The organism is Amycolatopsis sp. NPDC043885, assembly GCF_056435685.1.
In genome coordinates, this window is the sequence record NZ_JBWKEA010000004.1 from 304,959 (window position 1) to 327,018 (window position 22,060).

The window sequence follows — 22,060 nt, forward strand, 5'->3', positions numbered from 1 at the left end:
GGGGGGGGGGGGGGGGGGGGGGGGGTGGGGGGGTTTCTGTTTTCCCCCCCACCCAAACCCCCCCCCCCCGACCCCCCTGACCCAACGCGAACCCGGCGATCATGTCGCGCAAGAACCCCGGTAGGTGGTGAAGGCCTCCTTGCCTACCTTCAGGGTAGGGAAGGAGGCCTTCACGGACTTCGCGTCGGGCGGCACCGGATTTCTACCCTCTTTTGTCGCCCGAAGGTGAATTCACGCGACCGAAAAGGGTAAGCGAGAGGGCTGAACGGCGCACGCCGAAAGGAGTGTTCAGCTCGGGTTCTTTTCCAGGTATTCCGTCCAGACCTTCTTCGGCACGCACATTCGCCACGAGTCGACGATCAGTTCTCGTAACTCTTCGTAATCGATCGCGGACAGCCGGACGCGGACCCACTGATAGCGCATATCGGACGGAATCGGCATCATGAACTTCTCCGGTTCGCCGGCCACCAGTGCTTCCCGCTCCTCTTTGGGATAGCCGAATCCCATCACGGTTTCGTCCGGCGAGAGCGAAAGGAACACGATTCGCCCCACGCGGAACTTCGCTCGGTCGCGGACCAGCGCTTCATAGGCGCGAGGCAGGTCCGAAACGATCCGTCTGACGTCATCCCCGGTTACCATTTTTCCACCATTCTCCACTGTCTGTTCCCCAGTCACCCTTGGCGCCCATGGTGAAGGCGACGTAAAGGTATTCGTCGAGGATCTTCGCCAGTGACACGGGCCTGCCCGCCAGTGCGGGGATTTCCGCCCCGTCGTCCCCCGCCTCGGCGATCACCGCGGCGGCCCACGCGCGGCCGAGTCGCAGGTGCGCGCCGAACGCGGCGCCGTCACGGGCACCGTGGAGGGTGGCTGCGATGGCAGCGTCCCACGGCATGATCGTGTTGGGCCGCAACGCATACAGCGCCTTGGACGCGGCGGTCGGGCCCAGCGTACGCCTGGTCCGTCCCGCTGAGACGACGACACCTGACAGGTCCGCGTAGGCCTTCGCGGCGGTGTCGATCTCCGCGTCCGTCAAGTCGGCCAGGTCGGCCGACGGGAGAGTGGTCCCCCAGATCTCCCACCAGGTGCGGACACCGTCGTCGAAGGGGGCGGGTTCGCCGTCCCGCGGGTACCGGATACGGCATCCCCACGAGTTCAGCCAGCGAAGAAGAATTGTGCGATGCGCGGGCTGTGACAGGTCGATCGCGGACCGCGTTTCCTTCAGCAGCCGAAGCCAAGAGGCGTCCACATTCGCGAAGCCGTTGAACACTTCGGCGGCCCGCCGCAGTTCGGCGAGCGGGGGCAGGGGAGCAGACATGGGCGAACCCTATCCGGTGCCACCAAGGGGGTGAATTTCCGCGTCCAACTATTGGACTTTGTACATTGAGTCACCTATTTGTATCTGCTGCATCCTTCATTGGTCCTTTAGGGTTGTGGTCAGGAAGGTCACAAGGATGGCGGTCACGCAGCGCGATTGCGTTAACCCATCCAGGGGAGGAGAGGGCATGGGCAGACCCGAGCGACCGTTGGACGGCTCCACTGGTCCGATCGCCGCATTCGCTCACGATCTGCGCGTTTTGAGGAACCGGGCGGGAAACCCGAGTTACCGGGAACTCGCCAGGACCGCACTGTTCGCACCTTCCGTGCTGTCCAGCGCGGCGAGCGGCCACCGCTTGCCGACGCTCGCCGTGACGTTGGCGTTCGTCTCCGCGTGCGGTGGGGACCGTGCGGTGTGGGAACGACGTTGGCGGAGCGTCGCCGGGCAGCCGGGCGCCGGCGCCGAGGTACGGGAGGATCGTGCGCCCGCGCCGGCGGACACTCCGCCGGACGGCGCGCACGCGACGGCATCCGGCGTCATCCGCCTCGCCCGTCCGGCTCAGCTGCCCATGGCATCGAGGACTTTCGTCGGCAGGGAAAGGGATCTGGCCGACGCCGCCGAGATGATCGGCGCGAGCGGGCCGGTCAAGGTGCCGTTGCTCGTCAGCGGCCCGATCGGGGTGGGGAAGACGGCTTTCGCCTTGCGGCTGGCGGAAGAGGTCGCGGCGGACTTCCCGGACGGGCAGCTCTACGCCGAGCTGGGCGACAGCGGCTCCGGCGGCCGCTCGGCCAACGGGATCGTGCGCGGGTTCCTGCGCGCGCTCGGCGTGCCTGCCCATCTGGTGCCCGACGATCCGATGCAGCGGATCGGGCTGTACCGGTCCCTGCTGGCGGAACGCAGGTTGTTCGTGCTCCTGACGGGTGTCCGGGACGAGGGCCAGGTGCGGCCGCTGCTCGGGCAGACCCCGCACAGCCAGGTCGTGGTCACCAGCCGCGCCCGGCTGCTCGGCTTGGAGGACACGAACCGTATCGAGCTCGATACGTTCTCCCGCAAGGAATCGCTGGCCTTGATCGGCCGGATCGCCGGACCGGGCCGGGTACGGGCGGAGCACGACGCCACCGACACGATCGCCGAACTGTGCGGGGATCTTCCGCTGGCGGTCAACATCGTCGGCCGCAAGATCGCCGCGCGCCCGGAATGGGCGATCGCGTACACCGCGGGCCAGCTCGCCGATCGCGAACGGCTCATGGACAGTCTCTGTGTCGGTGACGTCAACGTGCGGGACCGGTTCTCCGCGGCGTACGACCATCTGTCGCCCACCGAACGGGAGGCCATCCGGCACTTCGGGCAGAGCGGCGCGGGCTGGACGACGTCGATCGGCATCGCCGCCGCGATGGGCATCATGATCGAGACCGCCGACGAACTCCTCGAATCCGTGGTGGACGCCGGACTTCTCCAGCGTGCCAACGTGGCCGGGCGCTACGCGGTGTCCCGGTTGGTCAGCGCGTTCGCCGCCGAGCGGCAACGCGAACCTGGCCCGTTCGCCGCCGCCGTCCCGATGGCGGGCCGCAGGACGCGCAAGAACGCTTTCGAATCGCTGCGCCACGAGGCGGTGCGCACGCTGCCGGGAGGCTCGTCCGAAGGTTGATTGTTCTCCCCGCGCGGCGCTTCCGGTCAACGGGCCGCGCGGCTTGAATGAGTCGACGAATGAAGGCGAGCGAAATTCGGTGACACAATGCTGATTCTGTCGATGAAAGAGGGTCACGATGGCGGGATCGTGGCGATCGAGGACGGCAAGCTGCTGTTCGCGCTGGAGTCGGAAAAGGACAACTACCCGCGCTACGACCGGATCACCGGCGAGCTGATGGCGCGCGCGGCGGGCATGCTCGACAAGCAGCCCGACGTGGTCGCGCTCGGCGGCTGGGTCAAGGGGGAGTTCTCGGTGGAACCGCCGTCCCGCACCGGATACTTCGGTGTCGGCGAAGGCGCGATCTCCGATGAGGCGGGCAAGTTCTTCGGAAAGGACGTGCGGTACTTCTCCTCGACCCACGAACGCTCGCATATCTACACCTCCCTCGGGATGGCCCCCGCGGCGCCCGGCCAGGCGTACTACTCCCTGGTGTGGGAAGGGAACATCGGTGACTTCTACCGGATCGACGAGCGCGGCGAGGCCACGCACCTGCAGCATGTCCTGACCGACCCCGGCGCGAAGTACGCGTATCTCTTCGCGCTGGCCGACCCGGGTTTCCCACTGGGCAAGGGGAAGTTCCGGTTCAACGACGCCGGCAAGCAGATGGCGCTGACCGGGTTCGCCGAGCCGGGCCCGCTCACGCCGGACGAGCAGAAGACGATCGACTTCATCCTCGACCGCGACGGCATCATCCTCGGTCTGTCCAAAGAGGAGATGTCCTGGTCCCATCTGTACAACGCCGGTGTCTGGTCGCAGGAATACCGCAACGCGGCGGCGAAGCACTCGCAGGCGATCTTCAACCGGTTCTACGACTACGCCGAAAAGAACCTGACCGAAGGCCTGCCACTGCTGATCTCCGGTGGCTGCGGCCTGAACTGCGACTGGAACCGCTTGTGGCGGGAGAGCGGCCTGTTCTCGTCGGTGTTCGTACCGCCGTGCCCCAACGACAGCGGTTCCGCACTGGGCACGGCCATCGACGCGCAATGGTTCTACACCGGGCAGGCGACCATCGAATGGGACGTCTACGCGGGGGAGAACTTCGTCGAGGACGTCGTCCCGGATCCCGCCAAGTACGAGACACGGCCGCTCGTGGCGAGTGAGGTCGCGAAGTATCTCAAGGACGGCAACATCATCGGCTGGGCGCGCGGCCGGTACGAGATGGGCCCGCGGGCGCTGGGCAACCGGTCGATCCTCGCCGCGCCGTTCACCGTGGACACCACCGTGCGGCTCAACAAGATCAAGCGTCGCGAGGACTACCGCCCGATCGCCCCGATCGCGCTGGAATCCGACGCTCCCCAGTGGTTCGTCGGCTCGGTGCAGGACCCGTACATGCTGTACTTCAACCACGTCACCTCCGACGAGTTGAAGGCCATCACGCATGTCGACGGCACCGCGCGCACCCAGACGGTGACGCGCGAGCGCAACGCCGGTATCACCGACCTGCTCGAGGCGTTCCGTGAGCAGACCGGGTTCAGCGTGCTGTGCAACACCTCGCTGAACAACAACGGGCGCGGTTTCCTCAACCGCACCAGCGATCTCATCGAGTACGGGGAGACGTACGGCCTCGACGGCTACGTCATCAACGACACGTTCGTGACCCCGCGCGCCTCCTGAAATCCTTGCCCGACGGGGGCAAGGCCCGGATGCCACCACCCAGCAGTGGCATCCGGGTACCTCGTGGTGCCCGAACGAAGTCTCGCCCGGAGGGGGAAGACCATGCGAGTCGTGTTCGCGGGCGGTGGTGTCATCGCGCTGCTGACCGCGCTGGAGTGTGTGTCGGCCGGGCACGAAGTGGTGATCGCCGACCAGGCGGACATCCCGTTCTCCGGCGCGACCTCGTTCGACCGGCACCGCGTGCTGCGCGCGTTGCATACCGGTGACCCGGCCACCACGGCGGCCGCCGTCGGCGCGCATCACGCGTGGATCGAGCTCGAACACCTGCTGTCCACGTCTTTCTACGAACAGGTCGGCGCGCTCACCGCGCTTTCGGCGGACGCGGCGACGGCGGCGCGGGAATTGCTCACCGCGGCCGGATCGAAGGCCGAAGTGCTCGGCGCCGACGAACTCGCCGCGGAATTCCCGCACGCCGGGTTCGTCCCCGGGACGGGCGCGATCTTCGAGTCGCACGCGGGGGTCCTGCTCGCCGATCGCGTACTGACCGCGTGCGCCACGCGGCTGCGGTGGCACGCGAACGCGGAACTCCATCCGCATCGCAAGGTGGCCGGGATCGACGCAGACCGGGCCGAGGTCCGGCTGGCCGACGGGGGGACCCTCCGCGGTGACGCCGTCCTGGTGGCGGCGGGCCCGTGGTCCCGGGAGCTGCTGGCCCCCGCGCTGTCCAGGGAACTCGTGCTGCACCGGCAGACGATGCTCTACTGCGACGTCCCGCCCGCCGACGCCGCCGCGTGGGCCGCGACCCCGGCGATCACGTCGCTCGGCTCCGACGGGGGCGCGTGGCTGGTGCCGCCCGTGGCCGGGACGCCGTTGAAGCTCAGCGCCGCGAGCGCGTGCCGCGTCGTCGACGAGATCGGCGGCGCCACGGTGCCCTCGTGGTGGCGTGAACACCTGATCGACACGTTCGCCACGCTGATCCCTGGCTTCCGCCGGGACTGGCTGGTCGACACCCGGGACTGCCACTACCTCGCCCGGCGCTCCACCCTCGGCCCGATGCTCGCCGTCCTCGGCGACCGGGTCCTGACCTACGCGGCGTGCGGCGGCTCGTCGTTCAAGTTCGCCCCGCTGATCGCCCGGTCCCTGGCCGCGCGCCTGACCGGCGCCGACCCGGTCAAGACCGGACTCGAACCGCTCGACCGGCCGCTCGCGCGAGCGGGCGGTGTCCACCCGATCCGTCCTGCTCTGCGAGGTGTGTCGTGAAACTGCTCGCGCTGGAAGCCAGCCAGAACTCCTACTACTACCTGCCCCGGTATCAGCAGATCGAGGACTTCGGTGGCGTGCTGTACGTGCTCAACGGGATCGGGACCGAGGATCTCTGGCCGTCCGAGCGCTACCGGATCGCCGGCAGCAACCACATCGACGACCTGATCCGGCACGCCAAGGCCTGGCACGCGGAAGAGTCCTTCGACGGCGTGCTCACCTTCTCCGAATCCGGCGTGGTCCTGGTCGCCGCGGTCGCGGAAGCGCTCGGCCTGCCCGGTATCGGCGTCGACGCGGCGCGGACGAGCCGGAACAAGCTGATCATGCGGCAGGCGCACGAAAAGGGCGGTGCCGCGCATCCGGACTACCGGTTCGTCGAAGACCTCGATTCGGCTCTTCGAGCGGCCGAGGACTTCGGCTATCCGGTGATCCTCAAGCCGACACTCGGCGCGGCCAGCAACTTCGTCTTCCGGGTCGACGACGAAGAGAAGATGCGGGAGCGCTACGCGCAGGCGCGCGAAGGCATCGACGGGATGTCCTGGTACAACATGGAGGCCGAAGGGCTGGACCTCGGCCCGCACGGCCTGCTCGTCGAGTCCTTTCTGGACGGTCATGAACACCTCATCGAAGCGGTGGCATGGGAAGACGAGGTCTACCTCGGGTCCATTGTGGACCGGGTCACTTCGGAGGGCGAGACGTTCGACGACGACGTGCACCACGCGCCCACGTCGCTCACCGCAGAGCAGGTGGCCGAAGTGCACGCGGTGGTGGCCGCCGGAGTGCGGGCGCAGGGGCTCACCCGCGGCGCGCTGCACGCCGAGGTCCGATTCCACCAAGGCAAACCGTTCCTGCTGGAGATCGCCGTCCGGCCCGGCGGCGGGGGACTCGACCACATGGCGCGGCTTTCGGCGGGATACGACCCGATCAAGGGACTCATGGACGTCTCTCGCGGCGTACGGCCGGCCGTCGGGCACTTCAGCCCGACCGGGCTGCACACCGCCGCGATGTGCCTGATCTGCCCCGGCGGCGTGATCGCCTCGATCGACGTCCCGCCCGCGGTGAACGAATCGGATTCCCTGTACTACCTGAAGATCTTCGCCAAGCCGGGTGACCTGATCAAGCGCCCGCCGCTCGGCAACAACATCTTCGGCGGCATCGGCGCGCTCGGCTCGTCCTTCGACGAAGCCATGCGCAATGCCAACGACCTCGCCGGGAAGATCGAGGTCAAACTCTCCGAAACCCAGAAGTAGCAACGGATTCTGTTAGGCGAAACCGGGCCCTTACCCAGGGCCCGGTGGCGGAAGACGCCCAAAACCGCGTGGAGGAAGCGTGTCACGGACTGCCACCCAACGGCACTACCTGATGGTCAGACCGACGTATTTCGACGTCGAGTACTCGATCAATCCCTGGATGGACCCGAAGAAACCGACGGACACCGAGCTGGCCATCGCGCAGTGGGAATGGCTGCGTGACCTGTACGTCGACCTGGGGCATCGTGTCGAGCTGCTCGATCCGCTGCCCGGTCTGCCCGACATGGTGTTCGCGGCCAACGGCGCCACCGTGGTCGACGGGCAGGTGCTCGTCGCGCGTTTCCACCACGTGCAACGCGCCGGCGAGTCCGCCGCGTACCTGGAATGGTTCCGGGACAACGGATACCGCTACGTACGGCAGGCGCAGTGGGTCAACGAGGGGGAGGGCGACTACCTCGTCGCCGGGAATACGATCCTCGCCGGGACCGGGTTCCGCACGAACCCGGAGGCGCACAACGAATCGCGCGAGTTCTTCGGCCGCCCGGTGACCCGGCTGACGCTGATCGACCCGCGGTACTACCACCTCGACACGGCGCTCGCCGTCCTCGACGACGACATGGTCATGTACTACCCGGGCGCGTTCTCCGAGGAGAGTCGTCTGCTGCTGAAAGAGCTGTATCCCGACGCGATCCTGGCGTCCGAAGACGACGCCGCCGTCTTCGGCCTCAACGCCGTCTCCGACGGCAAGCACGTCGTGCTGCCGCAGGCGGCCACCGCGCTGACCGCCCAACTGCGGGAACGCGGCTTCGAACCGATCGGTGCCGACCTGTCCGAATTGCTGAAGGCGGGCGGCAGTGTCAAGTGCTGCACGCTGGAACTGCGTGCCGGTTAGGGAGAGAGAATCGATGGATTCGGCTGTGCGGGACCGGGGCGGGCGCACCACGCTGCGCCGGATCGTCGTCGGGACGGCGTTGATCGCGGTTCCGGCGGTGGTCGTCGTCGTGGTGCTCGGCCTGGGGTCGGCCTACGCGCCTGTCGCGAGCACGGGTGCCAAGGCCGCGGGCGGCGGGCCCGACACCTACGCACGCCTCCTGGTCGCGCTGCCGGTGATCCTGGGCGCCTGCTACCTGGCGGGCGTCCTGGCCCGGCGGCTCGGCCAGCCCGCGGTGATCGGCGAGATCGTCGCCGGCATCCTGCTGGGGCCATCGCTGTTCGGGCTCGTCTGGCCCGGCGCGTTCGGCTGGCTGTTCCCCGGCGGGGTGGTCTCGGCGATCAACATCCTTTCGCAGCTGGGCCTGATCTTCTTCATGTACCTGGTCGGTTCGGAGATCGATCTCGGCGCGGTGCGGAGGCGCGGGTTCACCGCCGTGACGGTCAGCCAGGTCAGCATCGCGCTGCCGATGGTCTGCGGCATCGTGCTCGCGCTCGGCATGTACCCGACCTTCGGCGGTGACGTCGGCTTCCTCGCTTTCGGACTGTTCATCGCGGTCTCGATGAGCGTGACCGCGTTCCCGGTACTGGCGCGGATCCTGACCGATCGTGGCTTGTCCAAGACGCCGCTGGGGGCGCTGGCGCTCACCTGCGCCGCCGTCGACGACGTCGCCGCGTGGTGCCTGCTGGCCGTCGTGGTCGCCGTCAGCCAGGGCGGAACTCCGTCCGAGGTCTTCATTACCGTCGGGCTGACCCTGGTGTTCGTCGTGGTCATGCTCTCCGTCGTCCGGCCGTTGCTGGCGAAGGCGCTCGCCCGCGTGCCGGAGTCCGCGGTGCTGGCCATCCTGCTCGGCGGGATCATGCTGTCGGCGCTGGCCACCAACGAGATCGGCATCCACGCGATCTTCGGCGCCTTCCTCTTCGGGGTGATCGCGCCGAGGAACGAGCCGGTCGTCACCCGCGCGGCCGGGAAGCTCGGCAGCGTGACCCTGACGTTGCTGCTGCCGCTGTTCTTCGCCTACACCGGGCTGCACACCGAGTTCAGCCTGCTCGGCTCCGGATCGCTGTGGCTGTGGACCGTGGTGATCACGGCGGTGGCGGTGTTCGGGAAATGGGCGGGCAGCACCACGGCGGCTCGGCTGACCGGCGTCGGCTGGCGCGAATCGCTGTCACTCGGGGCGCTCATGAACTGCCGGGGACTGACGGAACTGGTGGTGCTCAACGTCGGCCTCCAGCTGAAGGTGATCAGCCCGGCGGTGTTCGCGATGCTCGTGATCATGACGCTCGTGTCGACGATCGCGACCGCCCCGGCGCTCGCCTTCATCGCCAAGTTCGGGAAGAAGTCCGGAAAGGACTCGGACAAGACCGCCGGTCCAGCGGCGGCGGAAAGTAGATAGGACACCATGACCAGCAAGCAGGAAACCCTAGTCAGCACCTTCGCCGAGGTCGCGCTCACCGACGAGGTCCGGGACACCATCGGGAGCGAGCTGCGGTCCTTCCCGAACCCTGTCGACGATATCGACCGCTCGCTGGCGATGCTCCGTGTCGCGTTCTCGAAGCTGCCGATCGACCAGTTGCAGACGATCCTGGACTTCGGCAGACACGTCGACACCCCCGGCGTCGCGCTCGTGCGCAATCTGCCGGTGGACCCGGAGCTCCCCGAGACGCCGATCGACGGGGAACCCAGCAAGGACAAGAAGACGTTCGTCGCCGAGACCGTCCTTTTGGGACTGAGCCAGCTACTCGGCGAGCCGGTCGGGTTCACCACCGAGAAGAGCGGGCGGCTCGTGCACGACGTCGTCCCGGTGTCGGCTGGGGCGCGGAGCCAGACCAACCAGAGCTCGCACGTGTTCCTGAACTTCCACAACGACATCGTGCACGACGAGGTCGGCCGCTACGACGTGTCCAATCCGGACTTCCTGGTGCTGAACTGCGTCCGCCAGGACGGGAACAAGGAAGCCGTCACCTACTACGCCGACGGCAGGGACATCTCGGCCGCCCTGGCCCCGGAGGTGCTCGACATCCTGCGCCGCCCGCTCTTCCGGCTCAACGCGCCCGGCAGCTACGTGCGTGACGTGGCCAAGGGGGCCGACGTGCTCTCCGATCCCGTGGCTGTCATCTCCGGGCCGGCGGAATCCCCGGAAGTGGCGATCTCGGCCAACGGCGTGGTGGGGGAGACCGTCGAGGCGGAGCAGGCGCTGGAGGAGCTGCAGCGGGTCTGCCGTGAGGTCGCGCATCAGGTCAAGCTGGAGCCGGGGACCGCGCTGCTGATCAACAACCGGAAGGGCCTGCACGCACGGTCGCAGTTCTTCGCGCGGCACAACGGGCGGGACCGGTGGTTGCAGCGGACGTACATCCGGCGCAGCCTGTGGACGATCCGGTACCGGGGGACGGCGGAGGACCGGCGGGTGCACTGAGGGTTCCGGACCGGCATGCCTGGTGCCCTTTCACACCTGCCTCACAAGCCCCGACCGGCTCTGGACCAGTCTTTGCCCGGCCTAGTACATGAAGGCCTCCTTCACTGCGCCAGGCGCAAGGAAGGACGCGCGGCCGTGGTGATGCGAAGAAAGCTTTCGCGACACCGCCGTCAGGCACGAGAGCGGGCATGTTCGAGAAAGCGGCCATCCGGGTAACCGTCGGCGAAAGCATCCGACGGGAGGGAACCCGATGGCAGACAGGTTACGGCCGCCGCAGCAGCAGGAACCACCGGGCGTGACGTCGAAAATGGACCCGCCGCCTCGTGATTCCATGGAGGACTACGAGGGGCGCGAGCTGCTGGCAGGCAAGCGCGCGTTGATCACGGGCGGTGACTCCGGGATCGGCCGCGCGGTCGCCATCGCCTTCGCGAAGGAGGGCGCCGACGTGGCGATCGCCTACCTCAACGAGCACGAAGACGCGAAGTACACCGAGGAACGCGTACGCGCTGAAGGGCGCGAATGTCTCCTCCTACCGGGTGACCTCGCCGAGGCGGCGCAGTGCCGCGAGATCGTGGACCGGACCGTGAAGGAGCTCGGCGGCCTGGACATCCTGGTCAACAACGTCGCCACGCAGTGGCCGGTCGACTCTCCGGAGGAGCTCACCGACGAGCAGTGGACGCATACCTTCGACGTGAACATCCACAGCTTCTTCCGGGTGACCAACGCCGCGTTGCCCCATCTGGGTGAGGGCTCGGTCATCATCAACACCGGCTCGGTGAACGGCTTGCGGGGCAACAAATCACTCATCGACTACTCCGCGACCAAGGGTGCCGTGCACGCCTGGACGTACGCGATGGCGCAGGCACTGGCCGATCGCGGCGTCCGGATCAACTGTGTCGCGCCCGGTCCGGTGTGGACACCGCTGATCCCGTCGACCTTCCCGCCCGAGAAGGTGGAGAAGTTCGGCCTCCAGGTCCCGTTCGAGCGGGCGGCGCATCCCGACGACCTCGCGCCGTCGTACGTCTTCCTGGCGTCCAACCGGCTTTCGTCGTACTACAGCGGCGAGGTCATCGCCGCGCTGGGTGGCGAGACGACACCCGGCTGAGGCGCGCCACGGCGTCGACGACGGCTTCGGGCGCGAGGCGGTCCAGGCACGGGTGGCCGGGCACGGGGCAGACCCGGGCCCGGCTGTCCCTGCACGCCGCGTGCTGGTCGCCGAGCACTTCGGACGGCACTCCGTACGGCGCCCAGCGCGAAGCCGGCACGACCGGCGCGAACAGCGAGACGACTGGCGTCCCGACGGCGGCCGCGAGATGGGCGGGGCCGGTGTTCGGCGCCACCACGACGTCCGCCTCGGCGAGCACGGCCGCCAGTTCGGACAGTCCCGTGCGGCCGCCCAGATCGAGCGCGTCTCCGGCCACTTCCTTGGTCAGCGTGCTTTCCGACGGGGACCCGGTCACGACCACGAGGTGCCCGGCGTCCGACAGCGCCCGCACGATGGCGGCCGAGCGCTCGGCCGACGGTTGCCTGGCCGGAACCGACGCGGCCGGATGGAAGACCACGTAGCCCTCATCGCCGACGAGCCCGTCCACGGGCGGCAGCGGTTCACGGATCGCGAGACCGCCGTCGTCGCCGGGTGACAACGAGAATCCCGCTTCCTCGGCCAGGGAAAGCATCCGGACCGGCTCCGGCGGATCACCGGGAACGCGATGCCGCAGATCCAGCAGCGATCCGGGGTAGTCCTCGCAGACCGCGCCGATCCACGGCACGCCCGCCATCCTCAGCAGTAGCGCCAGCGGGAGCGGGGACTGATGGAACGACGTCAAGATCAAGGCCGCGTCGAAGGAGAACGCGCGCAAGCGCCGGACGAGCGCGTCGGTGTCCTCTTGGGTGACGGGCGGGGGCTCGGGGTCGATCCACGGGGCGCACCAGCTGATGACCTCGTCCACTCCGGGCAGCAGTTCGCCCGCGGCACGGCCCCGGAGCCCGGTCAGCAGGACCACCCGTTCCGCCCCGGCCGCGACCGCGCGGACGCAGGGACCGGCCAGCAGGACGTCGCCGAGGTTGTCCATCCTCGCGACCAGGACGTTCATCGAGTACCCGCGACGGCCAGATGCACGGCTTCGGCGAGGTCCCGCGCGACGGTCGCCCGGCGACGGGCGCGGGCGATCTCCTCCGGCCGGGTCCGCGCGGTCGGGATGAGGATCCCGCGGGCTCCGGCCGCGAGGGCGGCGTCCACGTCGGCACCGGTGTCGCCGATGACCACACAGCGGCGGACGTCCACGCCGAGCGCCTCCGCGGCCTGGCGCACCAGGCCCGGCGCGGGTTTGCGGCAGGCGCAGCCGTCGCCGTCGTCGTGCACGCAGACCTGCCAGGTGCCGAACGGGCCGAGGACCTGTTCGACGCGGGCGTTCACGGCGGCCAGCCGATCCGGGGTGATCAGTCCTTTCGCCACCCCGGACTGGTTGCTGACCACACCGATCCTGATCCCCGCTGCCCGTATGCCGTGCAGGAGTTCCCTGGCGCCGGGCACGGGACGGACGCCGCCGGGATCGTCGAGGTAGGGCACGTCGACGATGAGGGTGTCGTCCCGGTCGAACAGCAGGGCCTGCGGCCGCCGTGAGAGCCGGTGCCGCAGTTCCCCGCGGAGCCGGTGATAGCAGGCCGCGGGCGGGATGAGGACGCTGGTCAGGAGCATCCGCGACACCTCGCCTGGGGTGAGCGGCCCCGGCGCGATCCGGCGCGCGGCGAACTCGGCGGTCAGCCCCGCCCACACTCCGGCCGCCGCGGTGGCGGCCTTACGGCGTCCCAGCGCGAACAGCGCCACGGCGCCCGCCGCGCTCACGATGGCCAGCGCGTGCCGTTCGAGCCGTCCGTGTCCGGCTCCGGTCTGCTGTCGCCAGAGGACACCGTGCTTGTGCCGCATGAGCGCGTCGTCGGCGTTGCCCCGCTGGGCGCGGAGGCTGGCCAGCGGACCCGATCGTTTGGGCGGATGGACGGTGACGCGTTCACCCCGTGCGATGCGGTGACCCACCTTGGCGACCTGCAAGGCCAGATCCGAGTCCTCCCGGTAAGCACGGGTAAACCGTTCGTCGAATCCGCCGACGTCGGCGAGCACGGACCGGCGGTAGGCCATGTCGGCGGTGATCCACCTGGCCGTCTCCAGCCCGGCGGTTCCGCGTTCGTCGTCGGTCGGACGACGGTCCGGCGGCAGCGGTACGACGAGCCGCGCCTGCGACGCCGCCGTCTCCGGCCCGAGGGGCAGGAGGTCTTCGGCGAGTTTCCGCGGCCAGTCCGAGCCGATCACCACGTCGTCGTCGAGAAAGGCGATCCACTCGGTCTCCGCGCGCCGCCAGCCCGCGTTACGGGCTGCGGCGGGACCGCGTCCGCCGGAGCGGACCACATCGATTTCCGTACTGGACGGGGGAAGCCGCAGCTCATCGCCGCCGGGCCGGTCGTCGGCGACGACGATCCGCGCGGGCCGGGGTCCCCCGGCGGCTTCGATCGCGGCCAGGAGCGTATGGAGGTTCTCCCGGCCGGTCGTCGGAATCACGATCGTGTAGTCGAGGTCGCTCACCCTCTTCCGGTACCCGGGAGCCACCGCCGCAAACTCCGTCACGCCGGGATCGCGTCGGTCTTCCGCACCCACGAGCGATGTTCGCCCAGTTGCGCGAGGAACGAGGCGAAGAAGCCGTCGGGCAGGGTCGCCTCGGCCGCCGTGGTGGTCACCACGCCCTGGTCGATCAGGGTTTCGGTGTCGTCGGCCAGCTTCGACGTCACCCCGGCACGGCGTAGCAGGTTCAGACCCGAACCGAAGGCGGCCACCGGTTTGCCGTGCTTGTACGCCTCGGCGACGAAATGCACGGCGTACCCGTCGCGTTCGAGGATGTTGATCGCGCTCGGACCACACGGGACGACGACGGCGTCGTAGAGCACCGAAGCCATGGTGTTGAGCTGCCTGTCCGGCCGCAGCGGGTCCCCCTCACCGCCTGGTCGGAGTTCGGCCTCGGCCGGCGCGAGGACCTCGGCGATCGCGCCCTGCTCGGTCAGCGCCTCGACCAGGCGGCCGACGCCGATCGTGTCCACCCCGTCGGCGGCGAGCACCGCGACCTTCCGGCTGGTCGGAGCGACGGGGGGCTGGTTGAGCTGGGAAAGCGCGGGGGAGGAGCGGTCATGGTGTGGCATGGCCGGAGCGGCGGGCACGGTCACGCCGATCCCCTCGGCCACCCGGGCCGCCAGGCCGTGGTCGACGTTGTTGAGCTCGGCGACGGTCCGCGCCCTGACCTCCCGGTCCTCGACCTTGCCGAGTTCGAACCGGAACGCGGCGACGATATGCTCGCGTTCGACCGGGGACATGCTGTTCCAGAACAGCGTCGCCTGACTGTAGAAGTCCTTGAAGCTCTCGCTGCGTTCCCGGATCTTGTGGCCGGCCACGGCTTCGGTGTAGTGCCGGAAGACGCCGGAATCGGCGATCGCCGGGCAGCCACCGCCGAGCGAGTTCGGGAAGTAGCTCGTCCGTCCTTTGTGGATACTCTGCTGCCCGTAACCGTCGCGCTGGTTCGTGTGCACCGGGGCGATCGGCCGGTTCACCGGGAGCTGGGAGAAGTTGGGGCCGCCGAGCCGGATCAGCTGAGTGTCGAGATACGAGAAGTTCCGTGCCTGCAGCAGCGGATCGTTGGTGAAGTCGATGCCGGGTACCACGTTCGCGGTGTGGAAGGCGATCTGCTCGGTCTCGGCGAAGAAGTCGTCGGGGTTGCGGTCCAGGACCATCCGCCCGACCGGCCGCACCGGCACCTGCTCCTCGGGGATGATCTTCGTCGCGTCCAGCAGATCGAAGTCGAACTCGTGTTCGGAGTCCTCGTCCACCAGCTGGACGCCCAGCTCCCATTCCGGGTACTGCCCGGCCTCGATGGCGTCCCACAGGTCGCGCCGGTTGAAGTCGGGGTCCTTGCCCGCGATCTTCTGGCATTCGTCCCAAACCAGGGAATGCGTGCCGAGCACGGGCTTCCAGTGGAACTTCACGAAGGTGCCCTTGCCGTCGGCGTTGACGAGCCGGAACGTGTGGACGCCGAAGCCCTGCATCATCCGGTAGCTGCGCGGCAGCGCGCGATCGGACATCAGCCAGAGCACCATGTGCAGGCTCTCCGGTTGCAGCGAAACGAAGTCCCAGAAGGTGTCGTGCGCCGACTGCGCTTGTGGGATCTCGTTGCGCGGCTCGGGTTTGACCGCGTGCACGAAGTCGGGGAACTTGATGCCGTCCTGGATGAAGAACACCGGCATGTTGTTGCCCACGAGGTCGTAATTGCCCTGACGGGTGTAGAACTTCGTCGCGAAGCCGCGGACGTCGCGGACGGTGTCGGCCGAACCGCGCGAACCGGCGACGGTGGAGAACCGCACGAACACGGGGATCTTCTCGCCGCTGGTGAGGAATTCCGCGACCGTGTAGTCGGCCAGCGCGTCGTCGTAGGCCTCGAAGAAGCCGTAGGCACCCGCGCCGCGCGCGTGCACGACCCGTTCGGGGATGCGCTCGTGGTCGAAATGCGTGATCTTCTCGCGTGCGTGGAAGTCCTCCAGCAGTGTCGGGCCCCGGGCTCCGGCGGTCAGGGAGTCGTTCGTGTGATCGACGCGGACACCCTGCTGCGTCGTCAGCGCGGACCGCTCCGGATCCACGCGGTTCGCGCCCAGCTGCTCGTCCTTCGCGTCCTCTCGATGTTGTGCCACAGATCTCGCCCCTTCGCGGTGGTGGGTTCCCTCGCGGCTACCCCGGCACCGTTTCGGCGAAACGACACCGGGTAACCGGTCTGCGAACACTTTCGAGGAGGTGCGAATGACGACGGTGGACCGGCCTGCCGTGCTGGAGATCCGCGACCCCGCCGACGACAGGCTCGTCGGCAGCGTCAAGGCGGCGACCCCCGATGGCGTCGAAACGGCGATCGCCACGGCGAAACGGCGAGCCCCGGGCTGGGCCGCCACACCGGCGGCCGAACGCGGGATCGCGCTGAAGGACGCGGCCAGGTCGCTCCGGGCGCGGGCGGGTGAACTCGCCGTCCTCATCGAGAGCGAGACCGGGAAGCCCCGCGACGAAGCCGAGGAAGGTGTTCTCGCCGGAGCCGGGACCTTGGAGCAGTACGCCGAACTGGGTCCGGTGCACCGCGGGCGGTCCCTGCTGGGTGATCGGTCGGCCACCGACCTGATGGTGCCCGAACCGCGGGGCGTGGTCGTGGCACTGACGCCGTGGAACGACCCCGTCGCCGTGGCCTGCGGGCTGCTGGGTGCCGCGGTGGTCACGGGGAACACGGTGGTGCACAAGCCGAGTGAACGCTGCCCGCACACCGGCGCCTGGCTGGGGAACGTGCTGTCCGAGGCGTTTCCCGAGGGAGTGCTCCAGACCGTGCAGGGTGACGGGACCGTCGGTGCCGAACTCGCGGCCCATGCGGATGTCGACGTCATCGCGCATGTCGGCAGTAGCGTCGCGGGTCGTTCGATCGCGGCGAGCGCGGCGAAGACCGGCGCCAAGGCGTTGCTGGAGAACGGTGGCAACGATCCGCTCGTCGTCGACGCCGGCGTGGATCCGGTCTGGGCGGCCGGTCAGGCGGCGACCGGGGCGTTCGCCAACTCAGGGCAGATCTGTGTCTCGGTCGAACGGATCCTGGTGCACCAGGACGTCGCGGATGCCTTCCTCACCGCGCTGGTCGCCGAAGCGGGGCATCGCGAACTGGCCCCGCTCGTCGACCGGCGTCACCGCGAGGGGGTGCACGCCCAGGTCGCGGAAGCGATCGCGCAAGGCGCCGATCCGCTCGTCGGCGGCGTCGTGCCGGACGGTCCCGGCGCCTTCTACCCGGCGACCGTCCTCACCGGATGTACCTCGGGGATGCGGATTCTGCGCGAGGAGACGTTCGGCCCGGTCGCGCCGGTGACGGTGGTCGCGGACTTCGAGCAGGCACTCGGCCAGGCCGCCGACGGCGAGTACGGGCTCGCCGCCACGGTGCTGACCTCCTCGATGGCGCACGCGCAGCGGGCATGGCGCGAACTCCCGGTCGGGACCGTGAAGATCAACAACGTCTTCGGTGGCGCGCCCGGCGGAGCCGCCCATCCACGAGGTGCCAGCGGCAGCGGTTACGGCTACGGGCCCGAACTGCTCGACGAGATGACGCAGACGAAGGTCGTCCACCTGGCGCCTCCGGGGCTGTGATGGGCGCCCGGCACCCATGGACGGCGCCGTTCGCCTGGGCCGGCCGGGCGTTCCGGGTTCCGGGGGAGGAACGCCGGAGTCTCATCCAGACCACGAAGGCCACGGCCGCGGCGGTGATCGCGTGGATCGTGGCGACCTCGGTGCTGCGGCTGCCGCAACCCTTCCTCGCGCCGTACGCCGCGGTGTTCCTGGTGCAGGCCACCGTTTACCGCTCCCTGCGCGGCTGGGCGCAGCAGGTCGGCGCGGTCGGCGTGGGGGTGTTGCTCGCGGCGGGCGCGGGCCAGGTCATCCCGTCCGTCACGGTCGCGCTCGGACTGGTCGTCTTCACCGGGTTGCTGCTCGGCTCGTGGCGGGGGTTCGGTGATTCCGGGGTGTGGGTCGGGATCACCGGCATGCTCCTGGTCTCCTACGGCAGCGCGACCGAACCGGTCCTGCTCGCCGACCGGCTGCTGGAGACCGCGCTGGGTGCGGCGATCGGCGCGGTGCTCAACGCGGTGATCCTGCCGCCGCTGCACGGCGAACGCCTGCGGGAGGCGACCTCCAGGCTGGCCGGGGCGATCGCCGACGTCCTCGACGAGACCGCGGAACTGGTCCGCGGCGGCGATTCGGCCGACGGTCTCGACGACCGGCTGCGGGACGTCCGCAGCCTGGCCGCGGAGGCGGAAGACGCGATCGGCTGGACCCGGGAGGGCCGGTACCTGAACCTCCGCGGACAGCGTGAGATCCGCGAGGAGCCCTTGTCGAACCTCATTTCCCTGTGGCAGCCGCTCGCCCAGCTGATCGACGCCGTGAGCGAGGCCGCCCGGAGTGAGCAGCCGTTCCGGCATCCCGGTGAGCACGCGCGCGGGATCGTCGCCGACCTGCTCGAAGCACTCGCCGAGGTTGCCCGTTCGGGTGACCCGGACAAACTCGATCGGTGCCGCAGGCTGCTCGACGAGATCGACCACCTGCTCGTCACGCCCACGGACGAGGTCGCGACGTCGATCGGCCTGGGGGCGATGGCGTTGCCTGCTCGCCGTCTCGTCCAGCGGCTCCGCGCCGATTAAGCCAGAGCGACGGTGGGTAACCGTACCCATGAGCAGCAATGGCAAGCGGATCGTGGTCACCGGCGCCACCGGTAACGTCGGGACGGCGGTGGTGCGCGCGCTGGGTGCGGACCCCGAGGTCGGCTCGATCGTCGGGCTGGCGAGGCGCCCCAGCCGCTGGGAGAGCCCGAAGACCGAGTTCGTCACCGCCGACGTGGCCCGCGACGACCTCCGGGCCGTGTTCGACGGCGCCGACGTGGTGATCCACCTGGCCTGGCTCTTCCAGCCCACCCACCGGCCCGAGGTCACCTGGCGGGCCAACGTGCTGGGTTCGATCCGAGTGTTCGAAGCCGCGCAGGCGATGCGGGTGCCGTCGCTGGTGTACGCGTCGTCGATCGGGGCGTACTCGCCGAGGGACGACGACCACCCGGTGACCGAGGACTGGCCGACGCACGGCTCGCCCAAGGCGGCGTACACCCGGGAAAAGGCTTATGTGGAAAGGGTTCTCGAGGCCTTCGACCGCGGTCATCCACGGCTGCGGGTAGTACGGGTGCGCCCGGGATTCCTGTTCCAGAAGGCCGCGGCGCCCGGACAGCGCCGCCTTTTCGGTGGGCCTCTCGTTCCGGGCAAACTGCTGAGGCCGTCGCTCGTCCCGATCCTTCCGGACATCCCGCAACTGAGGATCCAGACCGCGCACACCGAAGACGTGGCCGACGCTTACCGGCGTTGCGCGCTTCAGGACGTCAAGGGCGCCTTCAACATCGCCGCCGACCCGGTACTGGACACCCGCGCGCTGGCACGGATCTTCGGCGCCAGGCCGGTGAAGGTTCCGGCTGCCTTCGTCCGGCACGCGCTCGCCGCGGCCTGGTCGCTGCACCTGATTCCGGCCACGCCAGGGCTCTTCGAAGCCGTGCTGCGTCTCCCGGTGATGGACTGCACGCGCGCCAGGGAAGAGCTGGGCTGGACGCCGCGATACTCGTCGGAGGACGCGATCGAAGCGTTCCTCAAAGGATTGCGGGAAGGCGAAGGGTTCCCGACCGAACCCCTGAAACCGGACGTCGGCCGGGGGCACGAACTGGCCACCGGGGTGGGGGAGCGGCCGTGAACGAGAAGGAGCTGCTGCATACGCTGACCAAGGTGGTGTCCACTTTGGACGGCACGTCGGTGCGGTTCGCCATCGCGGGCGGTCTCGCCGTGTACGCGCGGGGCGGCCCGCCGTCCGATCACGACGTCGACCTCTTCCTCAAGCACGAGGACATCGAGGAAGCGGCGGACGCGCTGGAAGCCGCGGGGCTGAGACGGGTGCGTCCGCCGGAGGACTGGCTCACCAAGGTCTACGACGGCGACTGTCTCGTGGACCTCATCTTCCGGCCCAACCATCGGCCGGTCACCGACGAGATGCTCGACCGCGCTTCGCTGATGCGGGTCGGGGCGACCGCCGCTCCCGTGCTCAACGGCACCGATCTGCTCGTCGACAAGATACTCGTGCTCAGCCCGCACCGGTGCGATTTCGGGCCGCTGCTGCGGATCGCCCGTGACCTCCGCGAGCAGGTCGACTGGCACCGCGTGGCCGAGGAGACCGCCGAATCGCCGTACGCCTGGTCGTTCCTGACCCTGCTCGCGGCACTGTCCATCATCGACGGAAAGGAGCTTCCGATGCCCGAGGAAGCGCCCCAGTACCTGGTCGCCAGGCTGACCAAGGCGCTGGCGGAGGATCCGAGGACCGCCGAACTCGGCGTGCACGTCACCGTGCGCGGTGACCAGGTCCGGCTCAGCGGCGAGGTCCCCTGTGCCAACCGCAAGGCCGACATCGAGGCGGTGGTCTGCGAACACATCGCGGCCGAGCTGGTGCACAACGACGTCCGGACGGCGGACGTCCGCGAGCCGTCGCACGCCGAGGAGATCCGGTGATCCGGGTCGCCGCGGTCGGGGACGTCCACCTCGGGGAGGACAACCGGGGCCTGCTGCGGCCGGCATTGGACAACATCGCCGAACACGCCGAGGTGCTGCTGCTCGCGGGCGACCTCACCCGGCACGGCAGCGTCGAAGAGGCCAGGGTGGTGGCCGACGAGTTCGCCGGGCTCGACGTCCCCGTGGTGGCGGTGCTCGGCAACCACGACTACCACTCGGACGAGGCGGAAGCGGTCAGCGGGCTGCTGGAGGAAAGCGGGATCACGGTTCTGGAGGGTTCGGCCACCACCGTGGACCTGGACGGCGGAAAGCTCGGCGTCGCCGGGGTGAAAGGCTTCGGCGGCGGGTTCGCGGGCAAATGCGCGAGCCGGTTCGGTGAACGCGAGATGAAGGACTTCGTCGAACACACCATGGCGGCCGCCAGGCGGCTGCGCACCGCGCTGGAGGGGCTCGAACACGAGCAGCCCGACGTGACCGTCGCGCTGACGCACTACTCGCCGATCCCCGGCACCCTGCACGGCGAACCGCCGGAAATCCACCCGTTCCTGGGGTCGTACCTGCTGTGCGAGCCGATCGACGACGCCCAGGTGGCGCTCGCCGTGCACGGACACGCGCACTACGGCAGCGAACAAGGCGTCAGCCCGGGCGGTGTCCCCGTGCGCAACGTCGCCCAGCCGGTGATCCGCGCGGCGTACGCCACGTACGTCCTCGAACCTGCGAAAGTGCTGACATGAGGGATCGATTCCATGGTCAACTGAGCGTTCTCGGCGAGCTCCTGTCGAGCATGTGCGGGATGGCTTGCGAGGAACTACGGTTCGCGAACCGGGTCTTACTCGACCGGGACGCCGAAGCCGCCGCCGAACTCGCGGCCGTCGAGGCGAAACTGAACGCGGCACGGACCACATGCGAGGAGACCGCCCAGAAGCTGCTCGCCCTGCAGGCGCCGGTTGCGCGCGACCTGCGGACCGTGCTCGCGGCGGTGTACTGCGCCGACCGGCTGGAGCGGATGGGCGACCTCGCCCAGCACATCGCGGACCAGGCCGCGCGAGCGCCGGAATTCGCCGTCCCCGACGCGCTCGCCGGCCGGTTCGGCGAGATGGCCGGGCTCGTCGGATCGATGGCGGAAGATCTCGGCGCGGCGATCGAGGGACCGACCGCGGAGGTGTTCCACTCGCTCGCCCGGTCCGACCAGTGTGTCGATGCGCTGTACGAAGAGCTGATGACGCTGGTCACCGAGCCGGACTGGCCGCACGGCGTCGAGTCCGCGATCTCGGTGGCGTTGCTGGCGCGGTTCTACGAGCGGTTCGCGGACCAGGCCGTTTCGGTGGCGCGGCGGGTGGACTTCGCGCTCACGGGGGAGCTGCCCGAGTCCTCGGTGCGGGATGTTCCTGCCGAGCCTTGAGGTTGCGAAGGCCACTTTCGCAACATCCTTCCCCACCGGAACCGACACACCACC

General features: G+C 69.1%; 19 protein-coding genes. 14 read left to right on the forward strand and 5 right to left on the reverse strand.

Features of this window, described 5'->3' with window-relative positions:
* Positions 1–288 precede the first annotated feature (288 nt).
* Both AC069I_RS16495 and AC069I_RS16500 read right to left on the reverse strand, forming a co-directional pair.
* Positions 289–639: an MmcQ/YjbR family DNA-binding protein gene (locus AC069I_RS16495; protein ID WP_034319694.1), complete on the reverse strand. Its 351-nt coding sequence runs from the start codon at positions 637–639 to the stop codon at positions 289–291.
* Positions 623–1,315 (reverse strand): hypothetical protein, encoded by a 693-nt coding sequence (locus AC069I_RS16500; RefSeq protein ID WP_478265754.1) that lies wholly within the window; start codon positions 1,313–1,315, stop codon positions 623–625. Before AC069I_RS16500 ends, AC069I_RS16495 begins: the two co-directional genes overlap by 17 nt.
* 187 nt (positions 1,316–1,502) lie before the next feature.
* On the opposite strand from AC069I_RS16500, the gene AC069I_RS16505 reads away from it, so the two are divergent.
* The 8 genes from AC069I_RS16505 (at position 1,503) to AC069I_RS16540 (ending at position 11,581) form a co-directional block, all read left to right on the forward strand.
* On the forward strand, positions 1,503–2,963 hold the full coding sequence (locus tag AC069I_RS16505; RefSeq protein ID WP_478228895.1) for an NB-ARC domain-containing protein: 1,461 nt from the start codon (positions 1,503–1,505) through the stop codon (positions 2,961–2,963).
* Between the two features lie 87 nt (positions 2,964–3,050).
* Positions 3,051–4,619, forward strand: a complete 1,569-nt coding sequence (locus tag AC069I_RS16510; protein WP_219152840.1) for a carbamoyltransferase C-terminal domain-containing protein — start codon at positions 3,051–3,053, stop codon at positions 4,617–4,619.
* Positions 4,620–4,721: 102 nt separating this feature from the next.
* Positions 4,722–5,879 carry an NAD(P)/FAD-dependent oxidoreductase gene (locus AC069I_RS16515; RefSeq protein WP_478228896.1) on the forward strand — a complete coding sequence of 386 codons (1,158 nt, stop codon included), beginning with the start codon at positions 4,722–4,724 and terminating at the stop codon, positions 5,877–5,879.
* Complete coding sequence (locus tag AC069I_RS16520; RefSeq protein ID WP_478265755.1) at positions 5,876–7,129, forward strand: ATP-grasp domain-containing protein; 1,254 nt, start codon at positions 5,876–5,878, stop codon at positions 7,127–7,129. Before AC069I_RS16515 ends, AC069I_RS16520 begins: the two co-directional genes overlap by 4 nt.
* Positions 7,130–7,208: 79 nt before the next feature.
* A complete protein-coding gene (gene ddaH / locus AC069I_RS16525; protein WP_478228898.1) occupies positions 7,209–8,021 on the forward strand; it encodes a dimethylargininase in 813 nt (270 codons plus the stop codon).
* Positions 8,022–8,034: 13 nt separating this feature from the next.
* Entirely contained in the window at positions 8,035–9,456 is a 1,422-nt protein-coding gene (locus tag AC069I_RS16530; protein ID WP_478265756.1) for a cation:proton antiporter, read from the forward strand.
* A gap of 6 nt (positions 9,457–9,462) precedes the next feature.
* The gene (locus AC069I_RS16535) at positions 9,463–10,476 is read left to right on the forward strand and encodes a TauD/TfdA family dioxygenase (RefSeq protein ID WP_478228900.1); all 1,014 of its coding nucleotides are present in this window, start codon (positions 9,463–9,465) and stop codon (positions 10,474–10,476) included.
* Positions 10,477–10,726: 250 nt separating this feature from the next.
* Entirely contained in the window at positions 10,727–11,581 is an 855-nt protein-coding gene (locus AC069I_RS16540) for an SDR family oxidoreductase (RefSeq protein ID WP_478228901.1), read from the forward strand.
* Here the strand turns inward: AC069I_RS16540 and AC069I_RS16545 are convergent.
* From AC069I_RS16545 to AC069I_RS16555, 3 genes are read right to left on the reverse strand one after another with little or no spacing between them, the layout of a single operon-like run.
* The gene (locus tag AC069I_RS16545) at positions 11,544–12,569 is read right to left on the reverse strand and encodes a glycosyltransferase family 9 protein (protein WP_478228902.1); all 1,026 of its coding nucleotides are present in this window, start codon (positions 12,567–12,569) and stop codon (positions 11,544–11,546) included. The two genes, AC069I_RS16540 and AC069I_RS16545, sit on opposite strands and share 38 nt — an antisense overlap.
* The gene (locus tag AC069I_RS16550; protein ID WP_478265757.1) at positions 12,566–14,053 is read right to left on the reverse strand and encodes an HAD-IIIA family hydrolase; all 1,488 of its coding nucleotides are present in this window, start codon (positions 14,051–14,053) and stop codon (positions 12,566–12,568) included. Before AC069I_RS16550 ends, AC069I_RS16545 begins: the two co-directional genes overlap by 4 nt.
* A 38-nt stretch (positions 14,054–14,091) precedes the next feature.
* Positions 14,092–16,197, reverse strand: coding sequence for a catalase (locus tag AC069I_RS16555; RefSeq protein WP_478265758.1), 2,106 nt, complete (start codon positions 16,195–16,197; stop codon positions 14,092–14,094).
* A 106-nt stretch (positions 16,198–16,303) separates the two neighbouring features.
* On the opposite strand from AC069I_RS16555, the gene AC069I_RS16560 reads away from it, so the two are divergent.
* Genes AC069I_RS16560 through AC069I_RS16585 form a run of 6 tightly spaced genes read left to right on the forward strand, consistent with a single transcriptional unit; the run spans position 16,304 to position 22,006 of the window.
* The gene (locus AC069I_RS16560) at positions 16,304–17,668 is read left to right on the forward strand and encodes an aldehyde dehydrogenase family protein (protein WP_478265759.1); all 1,365 of its coding nucleotides are present in this window, start codon (positions 16,304–16,306) and stop codon (positions 17,666–17,668) included.
* Positions 17,668–18,714 (forward strand): FUSC family protein, encoded by a 1,047-nt coding sequence (locus AC069I_RS16565; protein ID WP_478228906.1) that lies wholly within the window; start codon positions 17,668–17,670, stop codon positions 18,712–18,714. Before AC069I_RS16560 ends, AC069I_RS16565 begins: the two co-directional genes overlap by 1 nt.
* Positions 18,715–18,742: 28 nt before the next feature.
* A complete protein-coding gene (locus AC069I_RS16570) occupies positions 18,743–19,798 on the forward strand; it encodes an NAD-dependent epimerase/dehydratase family protein (RefSeq protein WP_478228907.1) in 1,056 nt (351 codons plus the stop codon).
* A complete protein-coding gene (locus tag AC069I_RS16575; RefSeq protein ID WP_340682861.1) occupies positions 19,795–20,604 on the forward strand; it encodes a nucleotidyltransferase family protein in 810 nt (269 codons plus the stop codon). The genes AC069I_RS16570 and AC069I_RS16575 overlap by 4 nt, the downstream gene beginning before the upstream one ends.
* A complete protein-coding gene (locus AC069I_RS16580; RefSeq protein WP_340682860.1) occupies positions 20,601–21,338 on the forward strand; it encodes a metallophosphoesterase family protein in 738 nt (245 codons plus the stop codon). The genes AC069I_RS16575 and AC069I_RS16580 overlap by 4 nt, the downstream gene beginning before the upstream one ends.
* The gene (locus tag AC069I_RS16585) at positions 21,335–22,006 is read left to right on the forward strand and encodes a phosphate signaling complex PhoU family protein (RefSeq protein ID WP_478265760.1); all 672 of its coding nucleotides are present in this window, start codon (positions 21,335–21,337) and stop codon (positions 22,004–22,006) included. Before AC069I_RS16580 ends, AC069I_RS16585 begins: the two co-directional genes overlap by 4 nt.
* Positions 22,007–22,060: the final 54 nt, after the last annotated feature.

Bases quoted from the DNA above. Each gene is read 5' to 3' on its own strand.
- AC069I_RS16495 (WP_034319694.1), bottom strand. From the start codon at position 639: ATGGTAACCGGGGATGACGTCAGACGGATCGTTTCGGACCTGCCTCGC.
- AC069I_RS16500 (WP_478265754.1), bottom strand. From the start codon at position 1,315: ATGTCTGCTCCCCTGCCCCCGCTCGCCGAACTGCGGCGGGCCGCCGAA.
- AC069I_RS16505 (WP_478228895.1), top strand. From the start codon at position 1,503: ATGGGCAGACCCGAGCGACCGTTGGACGGCTCCACTGGTCCGATCGCC.
- AC069I_RS16510 (WP_219152840.1), top strand. From the start codon at position 3,051: ATGCTGATTCTGTCGATGAAAGAGGGTCACGATGGCGGGATCGTGGCG.
- AC069I_RS16515 (WP_478228896.1), top strand. From the start codon at position 4,722: ATGCGAGTCGTGTTCGCGGGCGGTGGTGTCATCGCGCTGCTGACCGCG.
- AC069I_RS16530 (WP_478265756.1), top strand. From the start codon at position 8,035: ATGGATTCGGCTGTGCGGGACCGGGGCGGGCGCACCACGCTGCGCCGG.
- AC069I_RS16535 (WP_478228900.1), top strand. From the start codon at position 9,463: ATGACCAGCAAGCAGGAAACCCTAGTCAGCACCTTCGCCGAGGTCGCG.
- AC069I_RS16540 (WP_478228901.1), top strand. From the start codon at position 10,727: ATGGCAGACAGGTTACGGCCGCCGCAGCAGCAGGAACCACCGGGCGTG.
- AC069I_RS16545 (WP_478228902.1), bottom strand. From the start codon at position 12,569: ATGAACGTCCTGGTCGCGAGGATGGACAACCTCGGCGACGTCCTGCTG.
- AC069I_RS16560 (WP_478265759.1), top strand. From the start codon at position 16,304: ATGACGACGGTGGACCGGCCTGCCGTGCTGGAGATCCGCGACCCCGCC.
- AC069I_RS16565 (WP_478228906.1), top strand. From the start codon at position 17,668: ATGGGCGCCCGGCACCCATGGACGGCGCCGTTCGCCTGGGCCGGCCGG.
- AC069I_RS16570 (WP_478228907.1), top strand. From the start codon at position 18,743: ATGAGCAGCAATGGCAAGCGGATCGTGGTCACCGGCGCCACCGGTAAC.
- AC069I_RS16585 (WP_478265760.1), top strand. From the start codon at position 21,335: ATGAGGGATCGATTCCATGGTCAACTGAGCGTTCTCGGCGAGCTCCTG.